The organism is Francisella sp. 19X1-34, assembly GCF_041102755.1.
Classification (GTDB): Bacteria; Pseudomonadota; Gammaproteobacteria; order Francisellales; family Francisellaceae; genus Francisella.
On sequence record NZ_JBGCTX010000018.1, the window covers coordinates 26,005 to 36,309 of the forward strand.

A 10,305-nucleotide genomic window follows, 5' to 3' on the forward strand; every position below is an offset into this window, starting at 1 on the left:
ATATATGAGGTAATAATATGTCTATTTATGATTTTAAGCTTACAGCGGGAGATGGATCAGAATTCTATTTACCAAAAAATAAGGTTTTACTAATAGTAAATGTAGCGAGTAAGTGTGGTTTTACAAAGCAATATAAAGGTTTGCAACATTTACATGAAATATATCCAGATTTGGAAATTGTAGGATTTCCTTGTAACTCTTTTGGAGGTCAGGAGCCAGGAAGTGATTCTGAAATAAAAGGTTTTTGTGAAACTAACTTTGGTATTACATTCCCAATTATGAAAAAAACAAAAGTTAATGGTAAGGATTCAGAACCTCTATTTCATTACTTAAAAGAGCAAGCAAAAGGGATTTTAGGCACTGAAAGAATAAAGTGGAACTTTACTAAATTTTTAGTATCAAAAGATGGTAAAACTGTTGTAAGATATGCTCCTAAGACAATTCCTGAAGATCTAATTCCTGATATTGATAACTTCCTAAGAGATTAATTTTTTAATTTAAATATCTATGATAAACCTCTAAGAATATCCCTCTCTTTTTTTAAAAGAAATCTATTTCAATTATATTTGAGAGCTAGATAATGTATTGGCTTTAGGGGCTGGTTTAAGTAGAATCTTAAAGGTATGTATGCACGCGTGTACATGATAAAACTTACAAAGTTTTTTAATTTAATAATAAAATCAGGAGTTAAAAGTGATTTCATCATCTCTTTCTTATATATCTTCACTACTGTTAATATGTAGTGTTATAGTACTTATTTCTAGTAAATCTAAATCAAAAATATTTGAATATTTCCCAGCTATTGTAATTATATATTTTTTGATAGTTGTATTGTCAATACTTGGTTTATGGAATACTCATTCTATAGAAATCAAACAAACAAAGTCTCAACTTGAAGGCCTAATTTTGCCTATAATGCTATTTTTAATGTTGATCCGTTGTGATATCAGACTTGTGATTAAGCTTGGAAGAAAACTTCTAATAGCTTTTTTTGGCGCAAGTATCAGTATAATGATAGCTTTCATAATTATGTACCTAACTATTGGTAGATATATATCACCTGACGCTTGGAAAGGTTTCTCTGCGTTATCAGCTAGTTGGATGGGTGGTACTGGTAATATGATCGCAGTTAAGCAAGCTCTTAATACTCCAGATAGTCAGATGGGATATATACTTTTGACAGATTCAATAAGCTATACTATCTGGTTTGCTCTTTTATTTGCTCTTATATCTCGAGCTAAGCTTTTTGATAAGTGGACAAAAGCAGGATCATTAGAGGAGCATATTAGCAAAGTTGATATCAAGGATCCTTATAATTTAAAGGGAGATATCAATTTTGTAGGAATATTTTTATTAATAGCTGTGGCATTTACAGCTACAGATATTGCGACTATTGTAGCAAGTTATCTACCTCAAACAGCATTAATAACGACAAAAACTTGGACTATTTTAATTGTAACATTCCTAGGATTTATAGGAGCGATGACTCCGATAGCTAAGATAAGAAGTGATAGTATTATTGCGACTATATTCTTATACTTTTTAGTAGCGTTAATAGCTTCAGGCTCTTCATTTAAAGGCTTCTCTGAGGCACCTATATATATAGCATGTGGTATAATGATTTTAGTTATACATGCTATAATAATGACAATCATAGCTAAGATATTTAGATTAAATCTCGCAATGTGTTCTATCGCATCATTAGCTAATATTGGTGGTATTGCAGGAGCTCCTATTTTAGCAAGTGCTTATAGTAGAAGTTTAGTTTCTATAGCTGTAGTTATGGCTTTATTAGGGTTTTTAGTAGGGACTCAAGGTGGTTTAATCGTAGCTAAAATACTTTCAGGATTTGCTGTATGAGTAAAATAATTGATATAAAAACATCTATCGTAAAAATAGCTCTTAAAAGGACATTTATAACAGCTGTACGAAGTACAGATCATATTGATGCTTTGGTAGTTGAGTTAGCATTAGATAATGGGCTAAAAGGCTATGGTGTAGCTCCAGCAACAACAGCAGTTACTGGAGATACTCTACAAGGGATGCAATATATTATAAGTGAAATTTTTACACCAGTTATTAAAGGTGCATATTTAAGTGACTATAAAGAGGTATTGCAACAGGTTTTTAGTAGAGTGATGTTTAATTCATCAGCAAAAATGGCTATTGATTTGGCATTTCATGATTTATTAGCTAAACAAAAAAATATCTCTGTAGCAAATCTGCTTGGTGCAAAAAATAATACTATCGAAACTGATGTATCTATAAGTTGTGGCACAGTTGCTGAAACTATACAAAATATCCAAAATGGTGTTGAGGCTAACTTTTCAGCTATAAAAGTTAAAACTGGTGCTGATTTTAAAAGAGATATAGAACTACTTAAAGCTTTAGATAATGAGTTTGATAAGAGTATTAAATTTAGATTTGACGCTAATCAAGGATGGAGCATCACTCAAACAAAACAGTTTATTGAAGAACTAAATAAATATAGCTTAAAGGTTGAGATAATTGAGCAACCAGTCAAATATTATGATATATCTGCTATGCAAGAGATAACACAGTTTAGTAATATTCCAATAGTTGCAGATGAGTCAGTATTTAACTCTAGTGATGCTAAACGAGTTATAGATGAGAGAGCTTGTAATATGATAAATATCAAGCTTGCAAAAACTGGAGGTATTTTAGAAGCTAAAAAAATAAAGAAGTTAGCTGATGAGGCAGGTATACCATGTATGGTAGGCTGTATGATGGAATCCCCAGCAGGGATCTTAGCTACAGCAAGTTTTGCTCTAGCTGAAAATATTACTATAGCAGATCTTGATCCTTTAGATTGGGTGTCAAAGGATATTTATAGTAACTATATAACTTTTAATGAACCAAATATTATTTTAAAAGATAATTTAATCGGATTTGGATATAATCTATAAAAACAAATAAGTATTTGTTTATAGATGAAAACAGACAAAATTTTGATACTTGTCCATGGTTTTATAAAAAATAGTAAAGATATGCGTAGCTTAGAGAGTTTCTTTAGGCAACATTATGATGATATTATATCCATAGACTTACCTACTACATTTGTTGGTGTTGATGTGGCTGTTGCCAAGCTGTGCCAAGTTATACAAAATATCCCACAAACAAAATCTTTTACGTTCTTAGCTCATAGTATGGGCGGTATAATAGTTTGTAAAACTATAGATAAGTTGCAACTTGAAAGTGTAGATAAATGTGTTTTTATAGCAACTCCATTTAAAGGATCAAAGATTGCTGATTTTGGTGATAAGATTCCTTTTTATTCTAGAATATTAAAACCAAATAAAGAGCTAATGGCAACGAATGAGTATTTAGAAGTTTGTAACAAAGTCTCTGCGAAGTTTCCAGTTGGTTTAATTGCTGGTAATAAGCATTCAAAACTTAATCTTTTAGCTAATTTATGTCTTAATAAAGATCATGATGGTTTAGTAGAAGTAGAGTCAGCACTTGCTATCAATAGTAGTGATAGAGTTATTCTAAATAAGAACCATGGTGAGATTCATCATGACCCTGAAACACTTAATAAAGTAGAGAGTTTTTTAAAAACAGGTAAGTTTTAGGTGATTATTGATAACATACTTTTTTATAAAACTAGCATATTATTTTTAATAAGCCTTGTTAATAAAAACTAATGTTAATAGTTTATTATTAAGATACAATTTATTTGAATTAAAAATAAATGGAGATATAAAATGAGTGTAAAAAAAGTACTTTGTATAGGGTGGGAACCAAATTCTGTAGACTATGCTAAATATCCTGGAATGGATCCAGAAAAGCTTCGTAGTGTTCTTGAAGGAGATTTACAAAAGTTAAATGATATCGGTTATGATGCTCAGATGGGTTATATAACTAGTGAAGAAGCAGCTGTTAAAGAAGTCCTTGAGGTGCTTTCTAACAACACTTTTGATATTATCCTTATAGGTGCTGGTGTACGTAAGGATGATAGTTGCTTTATTCTATTTGAAAAGTTAGTAAATGTGGTACATGAGCATGCAAAATCTGCAAAAATATGTTTTAATACAGGACCTACAGATAGTGTCGAAGCAGTTCAACGTTGGGACATTTAAGTCATAATATTTAGTCTAAAAGAAAATTATCTTATTTTTCTAAAAATATTAAATTATTTTTGCTTTAATAAAATTTTAGGTGTAAATTGTAGTCTATAAACATAAACTGTTTTGAGATTGTTTATGATAGATCGTAAGAGTTTTAGCCTAAAGTTATTTAGTGTAGCAATGCTTAGTATTCCATTTGAGAGCATGGCACATGATCATAATGGTTTTCCCCATCATCAATTAAATAGATATGGTTATGTCATAAAAGATAAGAATGGTGTAGATATTACAGATGTGGTTTTATCTGAAAGATCACCTTATTGTAGTAGCTATATGGGTAACTATTTTGCTTTAGCAGATGATTTTAACTTAAATCAAAAAAACTCATCATATATGACAATAAAGACTAATACTAAGGATTGTATTATTATTAGTAATGGAATTCCAAATCATACTTATGATGATGCTAAAGAGGGTGCTTTTCCAAATAAAGTAGTGCCTCAATATCAAATTTATGCAATTTCGAAGAATCCTAAACAGTTAGCTAAACCAATTCCTTTATCGTTAAGAATGGATAATGCAATTATGTTAAACGGGGTCAAAGTAGATTTACTTGCTGCAGGCTGTTATGGTGTAGGAGATGGTAGAATTGGTTGCTTTAATCCGAATGCTAAGTGGCGCTATAACCCAGCATATGAAGAGTCTGAATTTGTAATGGATACTCATCATGCGCATTCTCAACCTGATGGAACATACCACTATCATGCTTCGCCAAATGCGCTATTTTTGGATAATTCAACTGTAGAATCCCCTGTAATAGGCTTTGCAGCGGATGGCTTTCCTATTTATGGCAGCTATATTAACAGAGATGGCAAAATTGTAGCTGTTAAATCTAGTTATCAGCTAAAAAAAGGTAATCGTCCAAATACACCAGATAGTCCAGGAGGTAAGTATACAGGTGAGTTTGTTGATGATTATGAATATGTTGCAGGTAATGGTGATTTAGATGAATGTAATGGTATGGAGTATAATGGTAGCTATGGTTATTATGTTACTAAAGAGTTTCCATATATCATAAACTGTTTCAAGGACACCAAATAGATCTTTTATGAAAAAACCACCTAAGCGCAAATTCTAAAATATCATCGTATTAAAGTTTATATCTTTAGCTTATTATATTCATATATAGAATGGTTTTTAGGTCTATGGATATGACTTTTCTTACTGAAAAACAAAATCGCGAAATTGAAGAGTATGCTATTTCTCAAGGGTTAAACCTGATTGAAAATGCCTCTGATGAGATAGTTAAGCTTATTTGTGCAAAATTTGATAAGCAAAATAAAATTCTAGTAATAGTTGGTGCTGGTAATAATGGTAGTGATGGTATTGCAGCTGCGATTAAGCTTTTAATTAATGGCTACAGTGTTGATGTTTATAGAGTTTTTACTAAGGGAAATAAGGATAATCAATACTATTATAAAGAGTTCTCAAAGCTAAAAGCTTCTTTAGATAAGTTACCAAATATTAATGATTATGATGTAGTAATCGATGGAATATTTGGCATAGGTCTGGATAGGGATTTACAAGGAGATGTCTTAGAGATTGTTAAAACTATAAATGAAAATTCAAAATATACTTTAGCGATAGATGTACCAAGTGGTTTAGGAGCTTTTAATGCCAAAATATATGGTGAAGTAATCGAAGCTAATGAAACAATTACATTCTTAGCAGATAAACAAGGTTTACATACTGGCGATGGTCTAGATTATGCTGGTAAAGTAACAGTTAAAAAGCTAATTAATAGTGAAAATATAAAGATTAGTCAATCAAAGTATCAAGTTTATAAAAATGATATTCAAAATATAAATCTTGATAATATTCTTAGAAAAAAGAAAAATACTAACAAAGGCACTTATGGCAATCTAGCTATAATTGGTGGTAATGTTGGTATGAATGGAGCTTTGCAGTTAGCTGGTAAAAGCTCGCTATATAGTGGTTGTGGCAAGGTCTCAATGATATCTTTGGATAAAGACTTTCGTGCTGATATGTCTATGCCTGAGCTAATGACAAAATCTTTGGAGAATATCTCTAAAAATCTAAATACTTTCTCGGCTTTGGTAGTAGGAGTTGGCTTTGATAAAACTGATGAATCTCAACAAATCTTAGAACTAATAATTGATAATCTGATTCAACCAGCAGTTTTTGATGCAGATGCTCTAAATATAATCTCAACAAATAAACAAGTTAGAGAAAAATTTATTAATTTAAAAAATAAAATAATAACTCCACATCCTGCAGAAGCAGCAAGATTACTTGGTTGTACCACAAACGAAATTCAAGAAGATAGATTTGCTGCAGTTAGAGCTTTAGCTAAAAAATATACTACCACAGTAGTACTAAAAGGAGCTGGAAGCCTAATTTGTAAAGATAATGAAATCTATATAAATACTACAGGTAATCAAGGCATGGCAGTAGCGGGGCAAGGGGATGTATTATCTGGAATTATTGGAGCTTTTTTATCACAAGGTTTAGATACTCTATCAGCAAGTAGATTAGCAGTATATATCCATGGTTTAGCAGGAGATAATCTAGCTGAAAAGCTAGGTGGCTATATTGGAATATTTCCTAGTAGAGTAGCTGAGGAGGTTTGTGAGGTTTTGAATGAGGTTAAAAAGGAGTGAGGAAAACCATAGTAGATAATCTTTATGCTTCAAGCTTTTATAGGCATTAGAAAATATTCAGAGATTTGAGGGTAAGTTTTTAATTCTTATCCAAATTCCATTTCTTTATTATTTATATGATTTTATAGACCAAATAGCTCGATTACTCTAAAGAGGAACAAAAAGCTCATAATTTACAAATTATTAATACTAAGGCGTAATATCATCAATCACATCACCGACAATCTGAAACGGTAGTTTCAATATACAGCTATTTAAACTAATACAACAAACAGCTAGTGCAGCTACTAAAAATATTTTCTTTAACTTCATTTTTTATAAGATTAATATATAAAACTTTTATCTATATAATACCTAAGAGATCTAAGCATTTGTAGATTTTATTTTAGTAATACTTGTTTAAGAGTATATTTGGTATAATTAATATTAATAAATTTAGATTATCTATTTAGGTAAATACTGTGAAACACCAACTTAAATGGATGGCATGGGAGACAACTAGACGTTGTAATCTTAAGTGTGTGCATTGTCGTTCATCTTCAGAGTGTGAGGTGCTTGGTCACCCTGATTTCTCTAATAAGGAAGGCTTTAGAATTATTGATAATATAGTCGAGTTTACAAACCCTGTATTAGTATTATCAGGAGGAGAGCCTCTTTTACGAGCAGATATCTTTGAGCTAGCAGAATATGGTGCTAGTAAAGGTCTACGCATGGCTTTAGCAACCAATGGCTCATTAGTTACAGATGAGATTTGTGAGAAAATTAAAAACTCAAGTATAAGTATAGTATCTTTAAGTATAGATGGAGCTACAGCTGAAACACATGATGATTTTCGTAGTCAAAAAGGTGCGTTTGAAGCAACTGTAAATGCTGCAAAATTATTTAAAAAACATGGTATACCATTTTTGATAAACTCATCATTTACCAAACGCAATCAGCATGAGATCAAAGATGTTTATAAACTTGCAAAATCTCTTGAAGCTACAGCATGGTATCTTTTTATGATAGTACCGACAGGGCGTGGCGAAGAGCTTATGCAAGAGTTAATAGATGTTGATGATTATCAAGATATTTTAAATTGGCATTATGATATGGAAGCTGATGAGCAAGATATGCTTGTACGTCCAACGTGCGCGCCACATTATTATCGTATTCGTTTTGAGCGTAATAAAGAAGACAATGCAAAAGTTCGCTCACGAGCTCTTAGCTTCGGTACTGGTGGAGGTAAGGGCTGTATTGCTGGGCAAAGTATATGTTTGCTAGATGTTGATGGTAATGTCTATCCATGTAGTTATCTACCTGTTAGTGCTGGTAATGTTAAGGAAAAATCATTTGCAGATATTTGGCAAAACAGTGATGTAATGCACGATATGCGTGATTTTAGTGCTTATGAGGGTAAATGTGGCTCTTGTGAGTTTATCAAAATCTGTGGAGGTTGTAGAGCTAGAGCCTATAATATTCACGGTAGCTATTTAGCAGAAGAGCCATTTTGTAATCACATGCCAATTAGAATGAAATAATTAGTTAGAATAATTTATAGATATTACTGTCTTTCTAAACCAACTACATCACTCATATTAACAATCTTAATAACATCTTCTTTTGGAATAGGCTTGATTATATGCTTGTTTGCTTCAGGAGGCACATCAGTAAAATTCATAGCATTTAGATCATAACTGATATATCCTTCGTTAATACCTGCTGCATAAACTCCAGTAGGACTATTACCTTGATATGCTGCAATATCTTTATATGAGACTATTAGATTTTTTAGATCTTTAATAGTAGTCCATAAAGTCATAGAAACCTCATATGGTGGTACAGATACATTATTAATAATTGATGAAGCATGGAAACAAGCTTCTCTATTTGATTGAGGCTCAGGAACTAGTTGTGAGAGGATGTAAGCTCTGATAAATCTAGATACACCACTGAAATCTCCAGGCATACCTATTAGTTGAGCAACTTCAGGACGAGAACTTGATACAGTATCTTTATAGCTTATTGCTTTATCAGAAAATTTATTATTACTATTTTCAAAAGGTTCTAATAAAGATTTATATTCTTTGATATTCTCTAGATGCCAATCATAAGTAGGGGCATTGGTTAAGATATTACCCTTATTCTCATATACATTAACCTTACCACTAATGAACTCTATAACAGCTGTATTACCTTTTGAATCTCTTAAGCAAAAATGTATAGGAATATTTTTTACAAAAATCCCAGGCTTAAGTTCTAATGCTCCACCGACTATTTGATGTTCAGATATAAGCTTTAGCGCTTGAGGAACATCTTTTGCCATAGATAATAGAAAATTGCCGATATAATAGACAGATAAAACTTTTCTTTTATCTTCTTTATTAAAACTAGGGTGTTCTGTAACATCGAGATATAAAAAGCTGAATGATAAACCTTGAGTGTTTAAACCGTCTGTAAGACATCTTCCAAATGCTAATCTACCAAAAAAACCATAGCGTGTTTTCCAGCTGGTTAACTGAGAATCAGGTATCTTATCAGCGTCAATAATTACATCCATAGTATTATCAATGCCAACATAGCTTATACAATTTTGAAAAGCTATGTTGATTGGGAAATCCATAGATCTAGCCTCTATTTTATACTGGTTTTTATTTATAAAAACATTTGTACACATTTAGATCTCCTTTCTTATTTCATTACTGATGCTATACTTTATACTATCAACATTACATTATCTTGGAATGTAAAACAATGACTCAAAAATTTAACAAAATAGTTTTATATCGTATGGTAACACCTGAAAAAACTTGTCCTTATGGTTTAAAAGCAAAAGTTCTTTTTGAAGAAAAGGGTTGGCAATTTGAAGATCATATTTTAAAAACTAGGGCAGAAACAGATGCTTTTAAACAAAAATATAACCTAGAAACTACACCTTTGATCTTTATTGATGGTAAGCAAATTGGTGGCTATAGTGATTTAGTTGAGTTTTTGGGTGAAAAATGAAAGATCAATTAAAGTATTTTGTTTATGAAACAAAAGTTTTACCTGAGCATATAGATCCGAATAATCATCTAAATAACATTGTATATCTACAATGGATGCAGGATATTGCAATTGCTCATGTGAAGGATAATGGAGTCTTTGATATTACAGAAACTAATGGTCTAACATGGTTTGCTAAAAAGCATACTATTGAGTATTTAGCTCAAGGGTTTTTAGGTGATGATATTGTAGTTGTCACATGGGTGGAGAGTATCACAAAAATCTCTACATTTAGAAAATATCACATCTATAGAAAGTCAGATAAAGCTCTTTTATGTAAAGCAGATACCCTTTGGGTGATGGTAAATGCTCAAAAAGGACGACCGGCAAAAATTCCTGTAGAGCTAGTTGAAATTTTTGATAAATATAATGATTTTGAGGTTGATGATATTAAAAATCTTTTTTAACTTTTTCCTTAAAATAGAGAATTAAATATAGGCTCTGTGCACAAAAATAAATTTTCATCGAAGCCAAATAAAAGTACAAGCTAATTTAATCATTCCTAGATATGC

Annotated in this window: 12 protein-coding genes; 10 read left to right on the forward strand and 2 right to left on the reverse strand. The window is 31.3% G+C overall.

Annotation, left to right across the window (positions count from 1 at the left end; genetic code table 11):
* Nucleotides 1–17 precede the first annotated feature (17 nt).
* From AB8E56_RS04250 to AB8E56_RS04280, 7 genes are all read left to right on the forward strand, one after another.
* The gene (locus tag AB8E56_RS04250; RefSeq protein WP_329478309.1) at nucleotides 18–488 is read left to right on the forward strand and encodes a glutathione peroxidase; all 471 of its coding nucleotides are present in this window, start codon (nucleotides 18–20) and stop codon (nucleotides 486–488) included.
* 205 nt (nucleotides 489–693) lie between these two features.
* Complete coding sequence (locus tag AB8E56_RS04255; protein ID WP_329478311.1) at nucleotides 694–1,860, forward strand: DUF819 family protein; 1,167 nt, start codon at nucleotides 694–696, stop codon at nucleotides 1,858–1,860.
* The gene (locus tag AB8E56_RS04260; protein ID WP_329478313.1) at nucleotides 1,857–2,927 is read left to right on the forward strand and encodes a dipeptide epimerase; all 1,071 of its coding nucleotides are present in this window, start codon (nucleotides 1,857–1,859) and stop codon (nucleotides 2,925–2,927) included. Before AB8E56_RS04255 ends, AB8E56_RS04260 begins: the two co-directional genes overlap by 4 nt.
* A 24-nt stretch (nucleotides 2,928–2,951) precedes the next feature.
* Nucleotides 2,952–3,593, forward strand: coding sequence for an alpha/beta hydrolase (locus tag AB8E56_RS04265; RefSeq protein ID WP_329478314.1), 642 nt, complete (start codon nucleotides 2,952–2,954; stop codon nucleotides 3,591–3,593).
* A 132-nt stretch (nucleotides 3,594–3,725) separates the two neighbouring features.
* Complete coding sequence (locus AB8E56_RS04270) at nucleotides 3,726–4,100, forward strand: hypothetical protein (protein ID WP_329478316.1); 375 nt, start codon at nucleotides 3,726–3,728, stop codon at nucleotides 4,098–4,100.
* A 123-nt stretch (nucleotides 4,101–4,223) separates the two neighbouring features.
* Nucleotides 4,224–5,189 (forward strand): YHYH protein, encoded by a 966-nt coding sequence (locus AB8E56_RS04275; protein ID WP_329478318.1) that lies wholly within the window; start codon nucleotides 4,224–4,226, stop codon nucleotides 5,187–5,189.
* A 110-nt stretch (nucleotides 5,190–5,299) separates the two neighbouring features.
* On the forward strand, nucleotides 5,300–6,769 hold the full coding sequence (locus AB8E56_RS04280) for an NAD(P)H-hydrate dehydratase (RefSeq protein WP_329478320.1): 1,470 nt from the start codon (nucleotides 5,300–5,302) through the stop codon (nucleotides 6,767–6,769).
* A gap of 189 nt (nucleotides 6,770–6,958) precedes the next feature.
* Here the strand turns inward: AB8E56_RS04280 and AB8E56_RS04285 are convergent, their stop codons facing one another.
* Nucleotides 6,959–7,081, reverse strand: coding sequence for a hypothetical protein (locus AB8E56_RS04285; protein ID WP_263478761.1), 123 nt, complete (start codon nucleotides 7,079–7,081; stop codon nucleotides 6,959–6,961).
* Between the two features lie 149 nt (nucleotides 7,082–7,230).
* On the opposite strand from AB8E56_RS04285, the gene AB8E56_RS04290 reads away from it, so the two are divergent.
* Nucleotides 7,231–8,289, forward strand: coding sequence for a radical SAM protein (locus AB8E56_RS04290; protein WP_329478323.1), 1,059 nt, complete (start codon nucleotides 7,231–7,233; stop codon nucleotides 8,287–8,289).
* Between the two features lie 23 nt (nucleotides 8,290–8,312).
* Here AB8E56_RS04290 and AB8E56_RS04295 read toward each other — a convergent pair whose 3' ends face one another.
* Complete coding sequence (locus tag AB8E56_RS04295; RefSeq protein ID WP_329478326.1) at nucleotides 8,313–9,425, reverse strand: linear amide C-N hydrolase; 1,113 nt, start codon at nucleotides 9,423–9,425, stop codon at nucleotides 8,313–8,315.
* A 77-nt stretch (nucleotides 9,426–9,502) separates the two neighbouring features.
* Here AB8E56_RS04295 and AB8E56_RS04300 point away from each other — a divergent pair, with 77 nt between their 5' ends.
* Complete coding sequence (locus tag AB8E56_RS04300; RefSeq protein WP_329478329.1) at nucleotides 9,503–9,754, forward strand: glutaredoxin domain-containing protein; 252 nt, start codon at nucleotides 9,503–9,505, stop codon at nucleotides 9,752–9,754.
* The gene (locus AB8E56_RS04305) at nucleotides 9,751–10,200 is read left to right on the forward strand and encodes a thioesterase family protein (RefSeq protein ID WP_329478331.1); all 450 of its coding nucleotides are present in this window, start codon (nucleotides 9,751–9,753) and stop codon (nucleotides 10,198–10,200) included. The genes AB8E56_RS04300 and AB8E56_RS04305 overlap by 4 nt, the downstream gene beginning before the upstream one ends.
* Nucleotides 10,201–10,305: the final 105 nt, after the last annotated feature.

Bases quoted from the DNA above. Each gene is read 5' to 3' on its own strand.
- AB8E56_RS04280 (WP_329478320.1), top strand. From the start codon at position 5,300: ATGACTTTTCTTACTGAAAAACAAAATCGCGAAATTGAAGAGTATGCT.
- AB8E56_RS04285 (WP_263478761.1), bottom strand. From the start codon at position 7,081: ATGAAGTTAAAGAAAATATTTTTAGTAGCTGCACTAGCTGTTTGTTGT.
- AB8E56_RS04295 (WP_329478326.1), bottom strand. From the start codon at position 9,425: ATGTGTACAAATGTTTTTATAAATAAAAACCAGTATAAAATAGAGGCT.
- AB8E56_RS04265 (WP_329478314.1), top strand. From the start codon at position 2,952: ATGAAAACAGACAAAATTTTGATACTTGTCCATGGTTTTATAAAAAAT.
- AB8E56_RS04250 (WP_329478309.1), top strand. From the start codon at position 18: ATGTCTATTTATGATTTTAAGCTTACAGCGGGAGATGGATCAGAATTC.
- AB8E56_RS04275 (WP_329478318.1), top strand. From the start codon at position 4,224: ATGATAGATCGTAAGAGTTTTAGCCTAAAGTTATTTAGTGTAGCAATG.
- AB8E56_RS04300 (WP_329478329.1), top strand. From the start codon at position 9,503: ATGACTCAAAAATTTAACAAAATAGTTTTATATCGTATGGTAACACCT.
- AB8E56_RS04305 (WP_329478331.1), top strand. From the start codon at position 9,751: ATGAAAGATCAATTAAAGTATTTTGTTTATGAAACAAAAGTTTTACCT.
- AB8E56_RS04260 (WP_329478313.1), top strand. From the start codon at position 1,857: ATGAGTAAAATAATTGATATAAAAACATCTATCGTAAAAATAGCTCTT.
- AB8E56_RS04270 (WP_329478316.1), top strand. From the start codon at position 3,726: ATGAGTGTAAAAAAAGTACTTTGTATAGGGTGGGAACCAAATTCTGTA.